Source organism: Methylibium sp. Root1272, assembly GCF_001425905.1.
GTDB lineage: Bacteria > Pseudomonadota > Gammaproteobacteria > Burkholderiales > Burkholderiaceae_C > Methylibium.
In genome coordinates this window covers 38,210-57,339 of sequence record NZ_LMDY01000002.1, presented here as the reverse complement: position 1 = coordinate 57,339, position 19,130 = coordinate 38,210, and the positions used below count along the sequence as shown (strand labels likewise).

At 69.1% G+C, this 19,130-nt stretch carries 19 protein-coding genes; 13 read left to right on the top strand and 6 right to left on the bottom strand.

The features are described 5' to 3' along the window. Positions 1-22: 22 nt before the first annotated feature. The 4 genes from ASC67_RS03690 to ASC67_RS03675 all read right to left on the bottom strand — a co-directional run bounded on the left by ASC67_RS03690 (position 23) and on the right by ASC67_RS03675 (position 4,853). The gene (locus ASC67_RS03690) at positions 23-1,474 is read right to left on the bottom strand and encodes a cytochrome P450 (RefSeq protein ID WP_056315412.1); all 1,452 of its coding nucleotides are present in this window, start codon (positions 1,472-1,474) and stop codon (positions 23-25) included. A gap of 66 nt (positions 1,475-1,540) precedes the next feature. Next, on the bottom strand, positions 1,541-2,278 hold the full coding sequence (locus ASC67_RS03685; RefSeq protein WP_056315252.1) for a hypothetical protein: 738 nt from the start codon (positions 2,276-2,278) through the stop codon (positions 1,541-1,543). 95 nt (positions 2,279-2,373) lie between these two features. Further along, on the bottom strand, positions 2,374-3,948 hold the full coding sequence (gene lnt, locus ASC67_RS03680; protein ID WP_082535805.1) for an apolipoprotein N-acyltransferase: 1,575 nt from the start codon (positions 3,946-3,948) through the stop codon (positions 2,374-2,376). Further along, positions 3,945-4,853: an HlyC/CorC family transporter gene (locus ASC67_RS03675; protein WP_056315408.1), complete on the bottom strand. Its 909-nt coding sequence runs from the start codon at positions 4,851-4,853 to the stop codon at positions 3,945-3,947. Before ASC67_RS03675 ends, lnt begins: the two co-directional genes overlap by 4 nt. A 176-nt stretch (positions 4,854-5,029) precedes the next feature. Between ASC67_RS03675 and ASC67_RS03670 the strand changes: the two genes are divergently transcribed. The 5 genes from ASC67_RS03670 (at position 5,030) to hslU (ending at position 11,062) form a co-directional block, all read left to right on the top strand. Beyond that, positions 5,030-6,067: a GTP-binding protein gene (locus tag ASC67_RS03670; protein WP_056315250.1), complete on the top strand. Its 1,038-nt coding sequence runs from the start codon at positions 5,030-5,032 to the stop codon at positions 6,065-6,067. Positions 6,068-6,204: 137 nt separating this feature from the next. After that, positions 6,205-7,149, top strand: a complete 945-nt coding sequence (gene dksA, locus ASC67_RS21230; RefSeq protein WP_235566212.1) for an RNA polymerase-binding protein DksA — start codon at positions 6,205-6,207, stop codon at positions 7,147-7,149. 49 nt (positions 7,150-7,198) lie between these two features. Then, the gene (locus tag ASC67_RS03660; RefSeq protein WP_056315248.1) at positions 7,199-9,049 is read left to right on the top strand and encodes an STAS domain-containing protein; all 1,851 of its coding nucleotides are present in this window, start codon (positions 7,199-7,201) and stop codon (positions 9,047-9,049) included. 103 nt (positions 9,050-9,152) lie between these two features. Then, positions 9,153-9,710, top strand: coding sequence for an ATP-dependent protease subunit HslV (hslV, locus tag ASC67_RS03655; protein WP_056315246.1), 558 nt, complete (start codon positions 9,153-9,155; stop codon positions 9,708-9,710). After that, on the top strand, positions 9,707-11,062 hold the full coding sequence (gene hslU / locus ASC67_RS03650; RefSeq protein ID WP_056315244.1) for an ATP-dependent protease ATPase subunit HslU: 1,356 nt from the start codon (positions 9,707-9,709) through the stop codon (positions 11,060-11,062). The genes hslV and hslU overlap by 4 nt, the downstream gene beginning before the upstream one ends. Positions 11,063-11,154: 92 nt before the next feature. Here hslU and ASC67_RS03645 read toward each other — a convergent pair whose 3' ends face one another. Further along, the gene (locus tag ASC67_RS03645) at positions 11,155-11,919 is read right to left on the bottom strand and encodes a type III pantothenate kinase (protein ID WP_056315241.1); all 765 of its coding nucleotides are present in this window, start codon (positions 11,917-11,919) and stop codon (positions 11,155-11,157) included. Positions 11,920-11,939: 20 nt separating this feature from the next. Then, entirely contained in the window at positions 11,940-12,881 is a 942-nt protein-coding gene (locus ASC67_RS03640) for a hypothetical protein (protein ID WP_056315239.1), read from the bottom strand. Positions 12,882-13,085: 204 nt separating this feature from the next. Between ASC67_RS03640 and ASC67_RS03635 the strand changes: the two genes are divergently transcribed. The 8 genes from ASC67_RS03635 to ASC67_RS03600 all read left to right on the top strand — a co-directional run bounded on the left by ASC67_RS03635 (position 13,086) and on the right by ASC67_RS03600 (position 19,127). Beyond that, positions 13,086-13,394, top strand: a complete 309-nt coding sequence (locus ASC67_RS03635; protein WP_056315237.1) for a hypothetical protein — start codon at positions 13,086-13,088, stop codon at positions 13,392-13,394. Positions 13,395-13,500: 106 nt separating this feature from the next. After that, on the top strand, positions 13,501-13,701 hold the full coding sequence (locus tag ASC67_RS03630; protein WP_056315235.1) for a hypothetical protein: 201 nt from the start codon (positions 13,501-13,503) through the stop codon (positions 13,699-13,701). Beyond that, positions 13,701-13,961: a hypothetical protein gene (locus tag ASC67_RS03625; RefSeq protein WP_056315234.1), complete on the top strand. Its 261-nt coding sequence runs from the start codon at positions 13,701-13,703 to the stop codon at positions 13,959-13,961. The genes ASC67_RS03630 and ASC67_RS03625 overlap by 1 nt, the downstream gene beginning before the upstream one ends. Positions 13,962-14,119: 158 nt before the next feature. After that, the gene (locus ASC67_RS03620) at positions 14,120-15,940 is read left to right on the top strand and encodes a methanol/ethanol family PQQ-dependent dehydrogenase (RefSeq protein WP_056315232.1); all 1,821 of its coding nucleotides are present in this window, start codon (positions 14,120-14,122) and stop codon (positions 15,938-15,940) included. A gap of 128 nt (positions 15,941-16,068) precedes the next feature. After that, positions 16,069-16,473 (top strand): cytochrome c, encoded by a 405-nt coding sequence (locus ASC67_RS03615; protein ID WP_056315231.1) that lies wholly within the window; start codon positions 16,069-16,071, stop codon positions 16,471-16,473. Next, the gene (locus tag ASC67_RS03610; RefSeq protein WP_056315229.1) at positions 16,470-17,348 is read left to right on the top strand and encodes a substrate-binding domain-containing protein; all 879 of its coding nucleotides are present in this window, start codon (positions 16,470-16,472) and stop codon (positions 17,346-17,348) included. The genes ASC67_RS03615 and ASC67_RS03610 overlap by 4 nt, the downstream gene beginning before the upstream one ends. Positions 17,349-17,385: 37 nt before the next feature. After that, entirely contained in the window at positions 17,386-18,408 is a 1,023-nt protein-coding gene (locus tag ASC67_RS03605; protein WP_082535804.1) for a tetratricopeptide repeat-containing serine protease family protein, read from the top strand. Next, a complete protein-coding gene (locus ASC67_RS03600; protein WP_056315225.1) occupies positions 18,405-19,127 on the top strand; it encodes a hypothetical protein in 723 nt (240 codons plus the stop codon). Before ASC67_RS03605 ends, ASC67_RS03600 begins: the two co-directional genes overlap by 4 nt. Positions 19,128-19,130: the final 3 nt, after the last annotated feature.

The following is a 19,130-nucleotide window of genomic DNA, read 5'->3' as shown; positions in this document are numbered from 1 at the left end:
CTCCGCGCCCGGCCCCGGCGGCTCAGTGCATGCGGCGCTCGGTCAGCCGCATTTGCAGGCCGACCGGGAACATCGTGAAGGCCATGCGCTCCTGCGGTGGTGCGCCGCTCGCGGTGCCGACGTACTGCAGCTCGAAGTTGCGCGCCAGCATCGCCAGCACCATCTTCATCTCCAGCAGCGCAAGGTAGCGGCCGGGGCACAGGCGCGGACCGGCGCCGAACGGCATCGACGCCTTCTGCGTGGCCCGTTGAGCGCCGTCGTGCCAGCGGCCCGGCCGGAAGTCGGCCACGTCCTCGGCCAGCCGGGCATCGAGCGCCGCGCGCCGCATCAGGCAGAACACCACCGCGCCGGGCGGCAGGCGAAAGCCGGCCAGCGCGGTCTCGCGGTTGGCCTCCATGAACAGCAGCGGGGCCACCGGCTTGAGGCGCATCGCCTCGCTGACACTGGCCTCGATCGAGGCCAGGCCGCGCGCGGCGTCGAAGCTCGGCGGCAGCAGCGCGTCGCCGAGCGCGGCATCCACCTCGGCGACGAGGGCCTGCCAGTCGTCGGGGTGCTCGTGCAGCAACCAGATCGCCCAGCTCAGCGTGTTGGCGGTGGTGTCCTCGCCGGCCAGCAACACGGTCAGCACGTTGCCGGCCAGTTCTTCCTCGGTCAGCGCGCTGCCGTCGACATCCTGGGCGGCCAGCATCGCCTCCAGCAAGTCGGACGGGCGCTCGCGGCGCGACGGGTCGTCCTGCAGGCGCTGCCGCGCCGCGCGGATGAAGCCGCGCACCGCCTCGTGCACGTGGGCCAGATGGCGGTCGTGCTCGCGGTCGATCGGCAGCCTCAGGTAGCGCCAGTACGCAAAGGGCAGGTTGATGCGACGGAACAGCATCGGGAACAGCTTGTCCAGATGCTGCTGCAGCGGATGCGGCGCCTCGAGGGTGTTGACGTCGGCGCCGAAGGCCAGGCCGGCGGTCACGTCGACCGTGTAGCGCATCAGCGAAGCCTGCAGGTCGATGGGCTCGCCACGCCGCGCCGCCTGGCGCCACGACGCCATCAGGCGCTCGGTCACCCGCAGCAGCGAGGGATAGAAGCGCTTCAGGTGGCCGGGGTCGAAGGCGCCCATCACCAGCCGGCGCTGGCGCCGCCAGTCGTCGCCCTCGGCGGAGAACACGCCGTGACCGCCGGTCTCGCGGATCACCGCCTCGATCGGGCGCATGCGCCGCCAGGTGTCGGGTCGGTCGCGCAGCGCGCCGGCGATCGTCTGCGCGTCGGAGATCACCAGGACCTCGCGCCGGCCGAGGCGCAGCCGGTAGGTCGGGCCATGGTGTTCGGCCCAGGCCTCGAACTGCTGGTGCAGGCGCGGCAGGTCGAACTGCAGCAGGTTGCCGATCAGCGGCCAGCCACGCGGCCCCGGCAACTCGGCCACCGACCGCAGCGGCGCTGCGGCCGCAGGGCCGGCACGGACATCGGCATCGGTTTCGGTCGGCATGCGCATCGTCTCTCCACGGTCAGCGGACCGCCAGAGTGTGCGCGAAGCCGACCGGAGAGCCTCGCCTCAGAACGGAACCATCGCCTGCAGCCGCAGCGTGGCGCGGGGAGCCGCTCCACCGGTGCCGAACAGCAGGCCGGCCTCCACTTCCGGGTCCTCGTCGTCGTCGCCAAGCCGGGCGAACACCGCCGGGCCGAGGATGTGCGATTGCTGCGATCGCGGCGCCCAGTGGTCCCAGCGCCCCAGGTGCCCGAAGCCCTGGGCGCCCCAGTCCACGGCCGAATCGCCATGCACGCGCACCTGCCATTGGTAGCCGAACTCGGTGGGCGTGCCCCCTTCGTCGGCATGCAGGCGGCGCTCGAACAGCAGGTTCAGGTTGCCCTGCACCGCGCCCCAGCTCGCCTGCAGCAGCGGCCCGTAGCGCAGTTCGTAGCCTTCGGAGGACTCGCGCTCGCGTTCGACCTCGATCAGCAGGCCGATCTCGTAGGGCTGCTCGCCGGTGTCGGTGAACTGGAAGCGGTTCTCCCATTCGAGCGAATGCACGCGGGTCGACTCGCCGAGTTCTCGCCCGAAGTTGACCGTGGCCTCGCTCGACCACCACGGCGTGAAGCCGTACTCGACGCCGAGCTTGCCACCCCAGAAGCTGCGTCCGTGGCGGTCCTGGGCGATGCCGGCCTTGCTGTCGATCTCGCGCTCGCCGTGCTCGACGACCGGGCTGAAGATGTAGTCGGCCGGGTCGGCATGGGCCGCCGAGCCCACGAACGCAGAGATCAGTACCGCAGAAAACTTCAAGCGCAAGGTCATGGGAATTTCTCCTGACTTTGCACTGTAGTCGCGCCCCGGGGCGCCGCGCACCGCAGCAGTGCGCCGTTCAGCCGCGGTTCAGACCCGATTCAGATTCAGGCCGGATCACCCTCGCAACTGCGGCGCCCACGCCACACCGCAAGGGCCACGATCGCCAAAGCCAGACCCAGCGGCGGCCACAGCCCGAAGCGCCCGGCCCACCACGCGAAGGGCGTGAGCCCGCTGCGGCCCTGCACCGTGCCCTCGAGCACGCCGCGTGTGTGCGGCGCCAGCCAGTGGGTGACCTTGCCGCGATGATCGATGATCACCGTGGCGCCGGTGTTGGTGGCGCGGATCATCGGCCGCTGCAGCTCGAGCGAGCGCATCCGCGAGATCTGCAGATGCTGGTCGATCGCGACCGATTCGCCGAACCAGGCGATGTTGCTGACGTTGGCCAGCACGGTCGGTGCGTCGCCCCCCGCGCCGTAACGCGCCGCGAGCTCCTCGCCGAACAGGTCTTCGTAGCAGATGTTAGGCGCCACCCGCTCGCCCTTCACGGCGAACGACGGGGCCACCAGCGGCCCGCGGTTGAAGTCGCCGAGCGGCATGTTCATCAGGTCGACGAACCAGCGGAAGCCGAGCGGGATGAACTCGCCGAACGGCACGAGGTGGTGCTTGTCGTAGCGGTAGACCCCGCCGGGCGCAGCGGCCGCCTCGCGCGACAGGCCGGCGACCGAGTTGGTGTAGCCGGCCTGCGGGTCGCCCAGTGGCAGGCCGACCAGGGCCGCCCGCTCACCATCGGCGAAAGCCGCGCGCAGCCCGTCCCACAAGCCCTCGGGCAGCTGCGAGGGCAGCAGCGGGATGGCGGTTTCCGGCGCGATAACGAGGTCGGCACGCGCTTCGACCATCGCCCGCAGCGTCCACACCAGGTCTTCGGGTTGGCGCTCGGGCGCGAACTTCTCGTCCTGCGCCACGTTGCCCTGCAGCAGCGCGACCGACAGCGTGCCGGTAGGTTCAGTGAAGTGCCGCGGCAGCGCCGTCGGCAGCCACCACAGCGCCAGCGCGACGCCCGCCAGCACCCAGCGCGTCCGCCCTGGCGCGGCGAGCGCGGCCGCGGCCAGCGCAGCGAGGCCCGCCGACACCGCGCCGATGCCGTAGACGCCGAGCCAGGGCGCCAGCCCGGCGAGCGCGCTGTCGCTGTGCGCATAGCCGGCCGCGACCCAGGGGAAGCCGGTGAAGATCACGCCGCGCGCCAGTTCGGCCAGCAGCCACAGCACGGCGAACAGCACCGCGCCGCCCCAGGGGTTGCCGGGCCGCCAGCGCTGCCACGTGGCCATCGCCGCGGCGACGTAGAGCGACAGGAAGGCGCACAGCAGCCCGATCGCCGCCACCGCCAGCCAGGCCGGCAGACCGCCGTAGCGGTGCAGGCTGATGAACAGCCACCAGGTGCCGCCGACCAGCCAGGCGATCGAGAAGCTGCCGCCCAGCCAGGCCGCGCGCGCCGGCGTCCGCGCCGCGCCGACCCGCCACGCCAGCCAGGCCACGGCCGCCAGCTGCAGCCAGCCGGCCTCGTGCGGCGCGAACGCGAAGGCGTGCAGGCCGCCGGCCGCCGCCATCAGCAGCAGGTCGGCCCACAGGGGCCACGGCGCCCCGCGCGCGCCTGCGGCGGACGGGGCGGACAGCGGGTTCAAGCCTCGGGCGGCGACGCCGGCGGCGGGCCGTCCGCGCGGGTGACCTTGAACCAGCGCACCGCGCCGCCGCGCGCCAGCATCACGGCGAAGCGCAGCCCGCCGACATCGACCGTCTCGCCGCGGCGCATCACGCGGCCGAGTTCGTGCGCCACCAGGCCGCCGATGGTGTCGAAGTCGTCCTCCGGCAGCGCCGTGTCGAACACGGCGTTGACCTCGGCGATGCCGGCGTCGCCGGCGACGCGCTGGCTGCCGTCGGCCAGCGTGAACACGCCGGAGTCGTGGTCCTTCTCGTCGAACTCGTCCTCGATCTCGCCGACGATCTCCTCGAGCACGTCCTCGATGGTGATCAGGCCGGCGGTCTTGCCGAACTCGTCGATCACGATCGCCAGGTGGTTGCGGTTGGAGCGGAAGTCGCGCAGCAGCTCGTTCAGGCCCTTGGTCTCGGGCACGAACACCGCCGGGCGCAGCAGCGCGCGCAGGTTCAGCTCGGGCGCCCGGTGCAGCTTGAGCAGGTCCTTGGCCATCAGGATGCCGATGACGTTGTCGCGCTCGCCGTCGTACACCGGGAAGCGCGAGTGGCCGGTGTCGATCACCACCTCCAGCAACTCGTCGTAGGGCGCGTCGATGTCCAGAAGGTCCATCCGCGGCGCCGCCACCATCACGTCGCCGGCGGTCATGTCGGCCATGCGCAGCACGCCCTCGAGCATGATGCGCGACTCAGGTTCGATCAGCTCGCGCAACTCGGCGTCGGCCAGCGTCTCGATCAGTTCGTCCTTGGAATCCGGGCCGGGCGAAAGGAACTCGACGACGCGTTCGAACAGGCTGCGTTTGTCGCCCGCCTTGACGGCGTGGGGCGCGGCCTTGTCGCCTGCACGGGCAGGTCGACCTGGTTGAGGCTCGGACACGGGCGGTGCCAAGAGTGGAGGTCCTTCAAGAATACCCCAGCGCCATGACGGGCTCGCGCTGCAGCTACCATCTCGCCCCCGGTCGGGCCTGCGGCTTGCTTGACAGCCCCGGGTCCTTGATCGACAGTCGCCCACCCTCATGTGTGTGAGTCTCCTCACACGGCCGAGCGTCCACCATGTCACTGATACCCGCCACGATCCTCACGGGCTTTCTCGGCTCCGGCAAGACCACCCTGCTCAAGCGCGTGCTCTCCGAGGCCCACGGCCAGAAGATCGCCGTGATCGAGAACGAGTTCGGCGAGGAGAACATCGACAACGACATCCTCGTGACCGACAGCAAGGAGCAGATCGTCCAGATGAGCAACGGCTGCATCTGCTGCACGATCCGCGAGGACCTGCGCGCCACGCTGACCGACCTGGCCGCGAAGAAGCGCAAGGGCGAGCTCGACTTCGACCGCATCGTGATCGAGACCACCGGCCTGGCCGACCCCGGCCCGGTCGCGCAGACCTTCTTCATGGACGACGAGATTGCCGAGAGCTACCTGCTCGACTCGATCCTGACGCTGGTCGATGCCAAGCACGCCGGCCAGCAGCTCGATGACCGGCAGGAAGCGCGCCGCCAGGTGGGCTTTGCCGACCAGATCTTCCTGTCCAAGACCGACCTGGTCGCCAAGGACGAGACCGACGCGCTGATCCACCGCCTCAAGCACATGAACCCGCGCGCGCCGCTGCAGGCGGTGCACTTCGGCGAGGTCCCGCTGAAGGACGTGTTCGACCTGCGCGGCTTCAACCTGAACGCCAAGCTCGACATCGACCCCGACTTCCTGAAGGCCGACGACCACGAGCACCACGACCATGATCACGGCGAACACTGCGACCACCCGTCGCACGCGCACGGCCATCACCACGCGCATGACGACGACGTGAAGAGCTTCGTGTTCCGCTCGAACCGCCCGTTCAATCCGGCCAAGCTGGAGGACTTCCTGGGCACCATGGTCAACGTCTACGGCCCGCGGATGCTGCGCTACAAGGGCGTGCTGCGGGTGCAGGGCTTCGACAAGAAGGTCATCTTCCAGGGTGTCCACCAGCTGATGGGCAGCGACGTGGGCCCGCTATGGGCCGCCGGGGAGACCCGGGGCAGCAAGATGGTGTTCATCGGCATCGACCTGCCGAAGGACGTCTTCCTCCAGGGGCTGGAGCAATGTCTGGCCTGAAGCGGCCCCTGGTGCCCGGCGCGGCACGTGGCATCGACACCACGTCGCTACAATGCGCGGCGCTTGACCCGGGCACGGCATCCACAGAGCATGCCCGGGTGAGGAAGACGTGAAGCCGCCGTGAGGAGATCCCCGCTGTGAGCAAGACCCCGGCCAAGGCCGCCCCCCGCCCCACCGCCAAGAAGGCGGCAGCATCGCCGCCCGCCAAGAAAGCGGCAGCGTCGCCCCCCGCCAAGAAGGGCGTTGCGGCGAAAACGCCCACGAAGGCGGCGGTGAAGCGCCCGCCGCCGGCCAAGTCCGCCGTCAAGCAAGCTCCGAAGAAGACCGCCGCTCCGGCTGCCGCCGCCAAGACTCCGAAGCGGGCTCCCGCCCCGCCCCCTCCTGCCGTGAAGGCAGCTGCCAAGCCGGCAGCGCCCCTCCTTGATAAGAAAGCGACGCCCCCGTCCGTGAGCCAGCCGATCCCTCCCAAAGCGCCCCCTCCACAGGCACCGGCGAAGCCGGTCACCCGGCTGCGCGCTTCCAAGTCCGTGGCCGCCCCGGCCGACATCCATCCGCCGTCGATCCCTCTGCCCCCCCCGAACCGGCCGCCGCCCAGCAATGTCATCGACCTGCCGCGCCCGCCGCGCAAGATCGACCCGAAGCTCGCCAATGTCTGGAAAACCAAGGCCGGACGTGACCTGACCGAGGATGAACTGCTGTCGATGCCCGACAGCGAGTACATGAACGACAAGCAGCTGGAGTTCTTCCGGACCCGGCTGATGCAGCAGCGCAACGACCTGCTCGACAACGCCGGCGAGACCACGGAGCACCTCCGCGAGGACACGTCGATCGTGCCCGATCCGGCCGACCGGGCGACGATCGAGGAAGAGCACGCGCTGGAGCTGCGCACCCGCGACCGCGAACGCAAGTTGCTGAAGAAGATCTCGCAGTCGATCGCCCGCATCGAGGCCGGCGACTACGGCTTCTGCGACGAGACCGGCGAGCCCATCGGACTGGGCCGCCTGCTCGCCCGGCCGACTGCGACGCTCTCGCTCGAGGCGCAACAGCGTCGCGAGATGAAGCAGAAGATGTTCGGCGACTGAGCGAACCCTCCCCTCGTTCTTCCTTCCCGAACCCGAGCTCGCTGCCGCAATGGCCGACATCGAACCCGATCCCAAGGCCGGAGGCACCAGCTTCTTCCGCAAGGTGGTGAAGTTCGTCGCCAACCCGGCGACGGACTGGACCGAGCTCAACACGCCCGGCGGGACCGAGGAGCCTCTGCAGAGCGGCTACGCCAAGAGCGAGCTCAAGGCGATGATCGAGCGCAAGCGGCGCAATGATTTTGTGCGCAAGCGCGAGTTCGACATGCTGCGCAAGATCCGCCGCGAAGGCCTGCCGGCCGATGGCCTGGCCGGCCTGCAGATCTCCGACCTGGACGACTCCGACCAGTCGCGCTCCAACAGCGTGGCGCGCCCGGACGACGCGGCGGTCAAGGCCAAGATCGACGAGATCGAGCAGCAGATGGAAGGCGAGGTGATCGCCCGCCGCGCCAACCCGACCAAGCCCCCGGGGTTCTACACCGCCTCGACCGTGCAGGGCACGCTCGACGAGCAGGCCGCACCGATGAACGAGCCGTTCAACGTCGACGGCGCGGCAGCGGCGCCCCCGCCCGATGCGGACCCCGTCAGCGTGCCGTCGATCCCGGTGCTCGACGCCGCCGTCACGACACCGCCGCAAGACGGCCACATTGCCTGGGACGCGGCCCCCGCCGCCGCCCCGGCCTCACCGCCGGCGCCGGCCATGGCGCCGACGGCCTCCGGCGCACCCACTGCTGCGCCCGCGGCACCTCCCGCGGTACACCTGGGGCGGCCGGGCATGTCCGATTTCGGCAACCCGTTCGCCGTCGAGGTCAACGAGATCGCCCACGATCCCGAGCTCGACGAGGCGGTGATTTCCTTCGCCAATGCCGAGTTCGAGGGCTGCGAGCGCTCGATCCGCGGTCTCATCTCGGATGACGGCGAACGCTCGAACCACGCGGAGACCTGGCTCGTGCTGTTCGACCTGTACCGCGCCACCGGGCAGCAGCCGCCGTTCGAGAGCCTGGCGCTCGACTACGTGCAACGCTTCGGCTGGTCGGCGCCGCAGTGGTTCTCGATCCCCCAACTGGTGGCCGCCGAGAACGCGGCAGCCGCCAGCAGCGGGCCGGCAGCTCGCAGCGAGGGCCACATCGGCTGGGCGGCACCGGCACGGCTCGATGGCGAAGGCGTCGCGCAGCTGCGCGCCAGGACGCTGCAGCTGCCCATGCCGTGGGTGATCGACTGGAGCCCGCTGCGCGCGATCGACGCCCAGGCGTGCGGCGAGTTGAGCCAGCTGATGCACCACTGGGGCACGCAGAAGCTGCAGATGCGCTGGATCGGCGCCGAGCAGCTGCTCTCGGTGCTGGCCGAGGCCGCGCCCACCGGCGTGCGCGATGCCGACCCGGCCTACTGGCTGCTGCGCCTGGCGACGCTGAGGCTGTGCAACCGGCCCGACCAGTTCGACGAGATCGCGATCGACTACTGCGTGACCTACGAGGTGTCGCCGCCGTCGTGGGAGTCGTCGTTGTGCGTCGTCAAGATGGCCGATGCCGGCGGCATGACCCTCGCGTCGCGCTCGATGGTGACCAGCGACGCGACGAGCGGCTTCGCGGAGTCTCAGGTGCTCGAGGAGGCCGGCGGCGTGCGCACCGCAGCGGTCGACCTGTCGGGCCAGCTGGTCGGCGACATTGGCAGCGTGCTGCAGCGGCTCGAATCCCAGCTCGGCAACTCCACGGTCGTCAGCGTCAACTGCGCGCGACTGATCCGCATGGATTTTGTGGCGGCCGGCGACCTGCTCAACTGGGTGCTGCACCGCCGCAACGAGAACCGCCTCGTCCATTTCGAAGACGCCCACCGCCTGCTCGGCCTGTTCTTCAACGCGATGGGCATCAACGAGCATGCGCGCGTGAAGGTGCGCAACATCTGAGCGTCACGCCCGTCGGGCGGCTCGAACGCAGTCCGGCGCCACGGATCGATGCGCGCCGGCTCCCGGGCTTGAAGCCCCCGCTCCTGCCTTCAACTGCTTCCCCATGGATTCCTACCACGGCACCACCATCCTCAGCGTGCGCCGCGGCCGCGAGGTCGCCCTCGGCGGCGACGGCCAGGTGACGCTCGGCAGCATCGTCGTCAAGGCCTCGGCGCGCAAGGTACGCCGGCTCTACAAGGAGCAGGTGCTGGCGGGATTTGCCGGCGCGACGGCCGACGCCTTCACGCTGTTCGAGCGCTTCGAGGGCAAGCTCGAGAAGCACCAGGGCAACCTCGTGCGCGCCGCGATCGACCTGACCCGCGACTGGCGCACCGACCGCGTGCTGCGCCGGCTCGAGGCCATGCTGGCGGTGGCCGACCGCGACACCTCGCTGATCATCACCGGCAACGGCGACGTCCTGGAGCCGGAACACGGCATCGTCGCGATCGGCTCGGGCGGCGCATACGCCCAGGCCGCGGCGCGTGCGCTGCTGGAGCACACCACGCTCGGCCCGGCGGAGATGGTCAAGAAGTCGCTCGAGATCGCCGGCGACCTGTGCATCTACACCAACCAGCACCACACGATCGAGGTGCTGACCGACGCGGAGCCTGTCAGCAAGTGAGCGCGATGACCCCGCAGGAGATCGTGTCCGAGCTGGACCGCCACATCGTCGGCCAGCAGGACGCCAAGCGCGCCGTCGCGATCGCGCTGCGCAACCGCTGGCGCCGCCAGCAGGTGGACGACAAGCTGCGCCCGGAGATCACGCCGAAGAACATCCTGATGATCGGCCCGACCGGCGTCGGCAAGACCGAGATCGCCCGCCGGCTCGCGAAACTGGCCGACGCGCCCTTCATCAAGGTGGAAGCGACCAAGTTCACCGAGGTCGGCTACGTCGGCAAGGATGTCGACTCGATCATCCGCGATCTGGTCGACCTGGCCGTCAAGCAGACGCGCGAGGCCGCGATCCGGGCCCACCGCGCCCGCGCCGAGGACGCCGCCGAGGAACGCATCCTCGACGTGCTGCTGCCGCCGCCCGCCCACGCCAGCGCCGGCTTCGGGCTGAGCACCGCCTCGCCGGCCCCCGCCCCGGCCGACAGCACGGCGCGCCAGACCTTCCGCAAGCGCCTGCGCGAGGGCACGCTCGACGACAAGGAGATCGAACTCGAACTCGCCGAACCGCGCCCCGCCGTCGAACTGCTGGGCCCGCCCGGCATGGAAGACATGGCCGAGCAGCTCAAGGGCATGTTCGCCAGCCTGGGCCAGACGCGGCGCAAGACACGCAAGCTCAAGATCGCCGAGGCGCTGAAGCTGCTGGTCGACGAGGAGGCGGCCAAGCTGGTCAACGAGGACGAGATCAAGACGCAGGCGCTGGCCAGCGCCGAGCAGAACGGCATCGTCTTCATCGACGAGATCGACAAGGTCACGTCGCGCGGCGACGGCGCCAGCGGCGCCGAGGTCTCGCGCCAGGGCGTGCAGCGCGACCTGCTGCCGCTGGTCGAAGGCACGACGGTCAGCACCAAGCACGGCACGGTCAAGACCGATCACATCCTGTTCATCGCGTCGGGCGCCTTCCACCTGGCGCGCCCGAGCGACCTGATCCCGGAGTTGCAGGGCCGCTTTCCGATCCGTGTGGAGCTGGGTTCGCTGCGGGTCGAGGACTTCGAGGCGATCCTGACGCAGACCCACGCCAGCCTGGTGCGCCAGTACCAGGCGCTGCTGGGTACCGAGGGTGTCACGCTCGACTTCCGGCCCGAGGGCGTGCGCCGGCTGGCGCAGATCGCCTTCGACGTCAACGAGCGCACCGAGAACATCGGCGCGCGCCGTCTGTCGACGGTGATGGAGCGCCTGCTCGACGAGGTGAGCTTCGACGCGCCGAACCTGGGCGGCCAGACGATCGCGATCGACGCGGCCTACGTGGACCGCAAGCTCGGGGCGCTGGCGATCGACGAGGACCTGTCCCGCTTCATCCTCTGAGCACCCCCAGGGCCGGCCTGCGCCCAGCCCGCCCCCCCGCGGGTCTCAAGGAAACCTGGGGCGGCCCGGCGTTTCCTTGAGACCCGGACGGCTCAGCCGCGCTGCGCGGCGATGGTCAGCAGGCCGTCGAAGATCAGGGTGTCGATCAGTTCGTGATCGATCGTCAGCGCGGGCACCACCTTCCAGCCCGCGCCGCCGGTGACGATGCACAGCGGTGGCTCGCCGCAGCGCTGCTGCAGATGGCGGTGCATGCGCTCGATCGCGCCGGCGATGGCGAAGTTGCCGCCACTGGTCAGCGCGTCGCTGGTGTTGGTCGGGAACTCGCGCACCTCCCCGGTAGGCACCCGCAGGCCGGCCGTGCCGGCTTCCAGCGCGCGCAGCATGATGCCGTGGCCGGGCAGGATGAGCCCGCCGAGGAAACGGCCGTCGGCATCGAGCGCGTCGACCGTGACCGCCGTGCCGGCCATCACCACCAGCACCGGCCGGCGCGCGCCGGCGGCGAGCACGCGCGCGCGGGCACCGATCAGCGCCACCCAGCGGTCGCTGCCCAGGCGCATCGGGTGGTCGTAGCCGTTGGTCACGCCGGCCTCGGCCGCGCCCGGCACCACCCAGCGCGGCGCCACGTCCCACAGCTCCAGTTGCTCCTCGACGCGGTGGCGCACCGAGTCGCTGGCGACGCAGCAGCCGAGCACATGGCGCGGTGGCGGCGCCAGGCCGGCCCATTCGGTCTCGCCGAGCTGGTCGATGGTCTCGAGGAAACGCGCACCGTGGGCCACGGGCTCGCTGCCGGGCACGGGCGAGGGATACAACGCCCACTTCAGACGCGTGTTGCCGATGTCGATCGCGAGCAGGGTCATGGCCGAGGCGGGCTTCGTCGTCAGTGGGTGCTGGAACCGGGCTTGGTGTCTTCTTCGACGATGGTATTGCCCAGGCCCAGCAGTTCGCGGGCACGCCGCAATCGGCTCAGCGCCTCGAGGGGCCGGCGCGCCTCGACCAGGGCGCGCTCGATCTGCCAGACCAGGCCGATCAGTTCGTAGCGATCGCGCGCACGGCCGACGCGCAGCACCGTGAGCGAGCTGCTGACCGGGCCGTCCATCAGCAAGGTGCCGATCAGCAGGCTGCGCACCTCGGCGAGCAATGGCTCCTCGTCGATGGGCGCCGGCTTCGGTTCGTCGCGCAGCACGCCGCCGTCCGCGGCGCGCTGGGCAAGCTGCGACGGCCCCGGCGTCAGCCGGGGCGTGGTGGTCCGATGCGATGCGGCCGTGCGTGGCGGCGGCTGGTACAGCGGCGCGGCGAACTTTACTCGGGCGGGCCGCACGGGCAGCGCTTCGGCGCTGGCGGCCGGCAGCACGAGCGGCACCGGCACGCTGTCCTCGAAACTCGGCTCGGTCCGTATCGCGCCGCCGCCGACCGCGGCGTCCGCAACCTTGGCCACCTCCGGCGTCTCCGGCACCTCGACCCCCAGCACCACGTCGTGGAACACGGCCAGGTCCAGATCGGCGCGATCCGTCGGTGGCGGATCGGCGACCGTCGCGTCCGCTGGCGCAGACTCGGGCGCATCCTCGGAGATGGCCTCGGGCTCGGCCGCGAAGGGCTCCGGCGGCGCCTGGAGGTCGACCAATCCGGCAGCCACCAGCTCGTCGAAGCAATTCGGCGCCGCCCCGGCCTTCAGCGCCAGCGCGAGCACCTCGTCCCGCTGGCGCTTGCCGTCGACGAGCAGCAGCACTGTGCGGTGGCGCTGGCTGAACGTGCGCGTGCGCTGGCGCAGTTCTTCGTGACCCAGAGCGGTCTTGACGGGGGGCGGTGGCGTCGAACTCATCGAGGACCAGGTTGGTCGCGAATTGTGGCTCGGTTCTTCGGCGGTTCGCTGCCTGCCGAGGCGCGAAGGTCCGACGGAGCGTGGTTTGTAGGCGCCGTCCGACAGTGCGTCGCTACGGCGGCCGATGGCGACCGCCCCGGCGCGCCGCCACCATGCTGGCGCTGGAGGGAGCTGGCAGCCGCCGCGACCAGCAAGGAGATCGACATGACCACCCGTACATCCGGCGTCTCTCGCGGCAGCCGCCCCGCGCCCGACCGTCGCGGCGGCATGCCGGCATGGCTGCACCGTGTCACCGCCGCCATCGGCGCGCTCTCCATCGGTCTGTTGTCGGCGTTCGTGATCGCCGTCGGTGGCTCGCGCCCCACCGAGGCGTCCCCCGGGATGAAGGAAGGAACACCGACGCCGAGCGGCGAACTTGCGCGTTGCGGCGAGCACTCCGACAAGGCGGAGCGGCATTGGTGTCTGGCGCGATGGACGGCAAATGCCCCGGCGGCCCTGTCCACCGGGCTGTAGGCCTCGTCCTACAGCGGCCCGCTCTGTCGGCCGATTGCCGCTCGGGCCATGCTGACCGACGATCTTTCCAACGGCCCGGCGTCCCGGGCGATGCCGGAGCTGCGTGATGGCGAGCGATGACGAGTGGGTGGCGGACGTACGGCGTTGGTGCCAGCGTGGCGGAATCGACGGCTCGGCCAGCGGCACGTCGCCGCGTGGCGACGACAGCGACCATGCGATGCTCGGCTACGAGGCCGCGCTGCCTCCGCTGCAGGCCCGACATTGGCCCGACGCTGCGTTCAGCAAGAAGGGCGAGGGCTCGGCTTGATGCAGAGCGTGGCCCCTGCGCAGCGCAGCGCCCAGTGGACCGCGCTGCGCGACGCAGCGAAACGTCGCTGGTGCGCGTTGCCGCCGGCGCTGCGTGCACACCGCGCGCTGATCGTGCTGGGCTTGAGCCTCGCAGCGGTGTTCCTGATCGCCTTCTATGCCGTCGTCGACGGCGCTGTGCAGCGCAGCAGTGCCGCACAGCAGGTGCACGATGCTGGTTCCCGGCCGATTTATTTGCGTTCAGCCTCGGGCAACCCCTAGTGTCTGCGCCATTCTGAGTCAGGCGGGTCCACCCGAACGAGATCGGTCAGGGTCTGTCCTAGGTACTCGGTACCTCACGTCGGGACTACAAAAGAGTCGGGGAGCGCTACGGAGCAAACCCAAAGCTGTACCCACTCATTCCAACTACGGAGACGACGATGAAAGTTTCTAAGCATTCGGGTTGGCGCCTGATGCGCCCCCTCGGATTGGCGCTGCTCGCGGTACCTGCAGTCGTGCAAGCGAATGCGGACGTCGAGAAGAACATTGCCAATTCCAAGAACTGGGCAATGCAGGCTGGTGACATGTTCAACCAGCGCTACAGCAAGCTCGACCAGATCAACAAGGGCAACGTCGGCAAGATGCAGGTCGCGTGGACCTTCTCCACCGGCGTGCTGCGCGGCCACGAAGGCTCGCCGCTGGTCATCGACGGCACGATGTACCTGCACTCGCCGTTCCCGAACAAGGTGTTCGCGATCGACCTGAACACCCAGAAGATTCTCTGGAAGTACGAGCCGAAGCAGGATCCGGCGGTCATCCCGCAGATGTGCTGCGACACCGTGAACCGCGGTCTGGCCTATGCCGAAGGCAAGGTCATCCTGCAGCAGGCCGACTCCAACCTCGTGGCCCTGGACGCCAAGTCGGGCAAGGTGGTGTGGAGCGTGAAGAACGGTGATCCGAAGCTCGGCGCCGTGAACACCAACGCCCCGCACGTCTTCAAGGACAAGGTCATCACCGGCATCTCCGGCGGTGAGTGGGGTGTGCGCGGCTTCATCGCCGCCTACAACCTGAAGGACGGCAAGCCGGCGTGGAAGGGCTACAGCGTGGGCCCCGACGCCGAGATGCTGATCGACCCGGCCAAGACCACCACCTGGACCGACGGCAAGGTCGCTCCGGTGGGCGCCGACTCGTCGCTGAAGACCTGGAAGGGCGATCAGTGGAAGATCGGTGGCGGCACCACCTGGGGCTGGTACAGCTACGACAAGGCGCTGAACGCCATGTACTACGGCACCGGCAACCCGTCGACCTGGAACCCGAGCCAACGCCCGGGTGACAACAAGTGGTCGATGTCGATCTGGTCGCGTGATGTCGATTCCGGCAAGGTCAACTGGGTCTACCAGATGACGCCGTTCGACGAGTGGGACTTCGACGGCATCAACGAGATGATCCTCGCGGACATCAATGTGAAGGGCAAGCCGACCAAGGCGCTGGTGCACTTCGACCGCAACGGCTTCGCGTACACGCTGGATCGCACCAATGGTGCGCTGCTCGTGGCCGAGAAGTACGACCCGAAGGTGAACTGGGCGACCCACGTCGACATGAAGACCGGCCGTCCCCAGGTCGTGAAGCAGTACTCGACGGCCCAGAACGGCCCCGACGTCAACACCAAGGGCGTCTGCCCGGCGGCGTTGGGCTCGAAGGACCAGCAGCCGGCCTCGTTCGACCCGAACACCAAGCTGTTCTACGTGCCGACGAACCACGTCTGCATGGACTACGAGCCGTTCAAGGTCGAGTACACCGCGGGCCAGCCGTACGTCGGCGCGACGCTGTCGATGTTCCCGGCTCCGGGCAGCCATGGTGGCATGGGTAACTACATCACCTGGGATGCGGGCACCGGCAAGATCGTGCAGAGCAAGGCCGAGAAGTTCTCGGTGTGGAGCGGTTCGCTCAACACCGCGGGCGGCCTGAGCTGCTACGGCACGCTCGAGGGCTACCTGAAGTGCGTCGATGCCAAGGACATCAGCAAGGAACTGTTCAAGTTCAAGACCCCGTCCGGCATCATCGGCAACGTGTTCACCTACGAGCACAAGGGCAAGCAGTACCTGGGCGTGTTCTCGGGCATCGGCGGCTGGGCCGGCATCGGCATGGCAGCGGGTCTCGAGAAGGACCAGGACGGCCTGGGTGCTGTGGGCGGCTACAAGGAGCTGAACCAGTACACGGAACTCGGCGGCTCGCTGACGGTCTTTGCACTGCCGAACTGATCTGCAAGCGTTAGCTTCGTGATGGGGCATGAGCCCCTCACGAAAGGTGTGTTGCGGGGATGGTGAACGGTCAACGCTCGCCATCCCCTTGTCGTTCAATGAGAGTCTTTTACTTCCCTGAGTTGATCATGATGTTCCGACTGAATAGCCTGCTTGTCTCTTTTGCTGCCGTTGCCCTGGGCAGCGTGGCCCCGTTGGCGTCCGCGCAGGACAAGCCGCTCTACAAGGTCGTCGATGGCTACAAGGTCGATGCCAACACGATGAAGGGTTTCCGCACCTGGCGTGCCGCCGCCTGCGACCGTTGCCACGGCGCGAACCAGGAAGGCATGGTCGGCCCGTCGCTTATTGCCAGCCTCAAGACCTTGAGCAAGGAAGATTTCGTCAAGACGGTCCGTGACGGCCGTCTCGACAAGGGCATGCAGAGCTTCGGCAGCAGCCCGCAGGTGATGGACAACATCGATCACCTCTACGCGTACCTCAAGGGCCGTTCGGACGGTGCCATCACCCGTTCCAAGGTCGAAGAGATCCAATGACGCGCACCGCACGACGCGAAGCCGTCGCCGCCGGCGTGCTGGCCCTGGCCGCGCTGACCGGCGCGGCCTTGCCGGCCGTCGCGCAGGAGGCGCCGCCGCCGCGCAAGGCCTTCCGCGTCTGCCAGGACCCGAACAACCTGCCGTTTTCCAGCCTCGACGGGCAGGGCTACGAGAACAAGATCGCCGAACTGTTCGCCAAGGAACTCGGCCTGCCGGTCGAGTACTACTCGTTCCCGCAGCGGCTGGCCTTCGTGCGCAACACGCTGCGCTACAAGCTGCCGGGCGAGGATTTCCGCTGCGACATCATCATGGGCGTGCCGGCCGGCTATGACCAGGTATCGGCCACCAAGCCGTACTACCGATCGACCTATGCGCTGGTCTACGCGCCGGGCAAGGGTCTCGATGGTGTGAAGTCGATCGACGACTTTCTCGCACTCGATCGCGCGCAACTCCAGAAGCTGCGCATCGGCCTCTACGACCGCTCGCCGGCATCGGAGTGGCTGAACAAGCACCAGTTGGTCGAGCAGGGCGTGCCCTACCAGATCATGAACGCGGACCCGAAGCAGTATCCGGGGGAGATCATCGAGAAGGACCTCGCGAGCGGCAAGATCGATGCCGCCATCGTGTGGGGGCCGATCGGCGGCTACTTCGCGAAGAAGGTGCAGCAGCCGCAGCTGGTGGTCGTGCCGATGCGCTCGGAGCCGGGCGTCAAGTTCGATTTCCCGATGGCGATGGGCGTGCGCTATGGCGAACGCGAGTGGAAGCAGCAGATCGAGACGCTGATCGAGAAGCTGCGACCCGAGATCACGGCTATCCTGCGCGACTTCAACGTGCCGTTGCTCGACAACGACCCGGCCGCGACCGCGCGGCAGTGAGCCGTCCATCCCGCCGCCGAGTGCAGTCGCAGGCTCCATGCGTCGGATTCCCCACCTCCTCGCAGCGGGTTTGCTGCTGGGCCTCGGCCTGCCGCTCGACGTGCGGGCCGACATCGACCGGGCCGCCCTGATCCGGCTCGCGCCGAGCGTGGTGAAGATCGAGGCCGTCAGCCCGTCGGGGGGCTTCCAGCTGGGTTCCGGCGTGATCGTCGGCCCCGGCAAGGTGGTGACCAATTGCCATGTGACGCGCCATGCCGAACGCGTACAGGTGGTCAAGGGTGGCGTGCGCTGGAGGGCCAACCTGCAGGCCGCCGACATGCTGCGCGACCTGTGCCTGCTGCGAGTGCCGCGACTGGAGGGCGATGCCGTCACGATCGCACGCGCGGCGACGCTGCAGCCCGGTCAGCAGGTGCTGGCCATGGGCTACACCGGCGGCGTGGGCATCCAGCTCAGCGAGGGTGACGTGGTGGCGTTGCACCGCTGGTCCGGCAGCCAGATCGTGCAGAGCAGCAACTGGTTCAGCTCCGGCGCGAGCGGCGGCGGCCTGTTCAATGCGGACGGCGCGCTGGTGGGCATTCTGACCTTCCGGCTGCGCGGCGGCGCCAAGCACTACTTCGCCGCGCCGGCCGACTGGCTGCTCGCGCAGTTGAACGACGAGCTGCCCTACAACGCCGTGGCCCCACTGCCCGGCAAGAGCTTCTGGGAACAGCCGGACGCCGAGCAGCCCTACTTCCTGCAGGCGGCCGCGCTCGAGCAAAGCCAGCGGTGGACCGCCCTCGCCGAGCTCGCCGAACGCTGGCAGCAGGAGATCGGCGACGATCCGGAGGCGCCCTACGTGCTCGGCGTCGCGTTCGAGGCCCTGCACCAACCCGAGCCCTCCATCCGCGCCTTCCGGCGCAGCGTGGAGATCGATCCGAACTACGACCGCAGCTGGGCTCGGCTCGCCCAGGCCTACAAGCGGCAGGGCCAGTTGCGCGAATCACGACATGCCGTGGCGCGCCTCGCCACGCTCGACCCGAAACAGGCCCGCGAACTCGCGGCCGAACTGGAGAAACCATGATTCCGGCGCAAGCCCCCTTCCAGCGCAGCGCTCTCGCCACGCTGCTGCTGTCGGCGATCGTCTGCACGACGACGCTTCCCACCCTCGCCGCCGATCCGAGCGAGTTCTCGCGCGCGGAGAAACTGGTGTTCGTCGAGCACCAACTGGCCAACGTCAAGGCCCCCGCCTCGATACGCTACACCTTCGTGAAATCGGGCTCGCTCGAGCCGGGCTTCGAGGACGAGGTGCGCATCGACGTGAAACGCAAGGGCAAGGTGTGCTGCACGGTGCAGGGCAGTTTCCTCAGCGGCGAACGCAAGATGAAGTTGCCGGAGATCGAGGAGGCCCAGGCCAACCCGGTGATCCTGTACTTCCTCGAGCGCGACATCCGCGAGATGGAGCGCCTGACCAAGGGCAAGTCGGGCTACTTCCGCAAGCGCATCCGCATGACGATGGTCGACGAGGCGAAGGTGCGCGACACCAAGGTCAGCTACGACGGCCGGGAGGTCGATGCGCAGGAGGTGAGTCTCAACCCATACGAAAGCGATCCGCTGCGCGCCCGCTTCGAGAAGTATGCGCAGAAGCGCTATACCTTCGTGCTGGCCAGCGGTGTGCCCGGCGGCGTGTACCAGGTGCGGACCGCACTCCCCGGCGCGCTGCCGAGCGACGCGCCGGTGCTCGAGGAAGTCATGACCCTCGCCGGCCCGGTGGCCGTCGACAAGCAACCCAGCAAGAAGTGATGC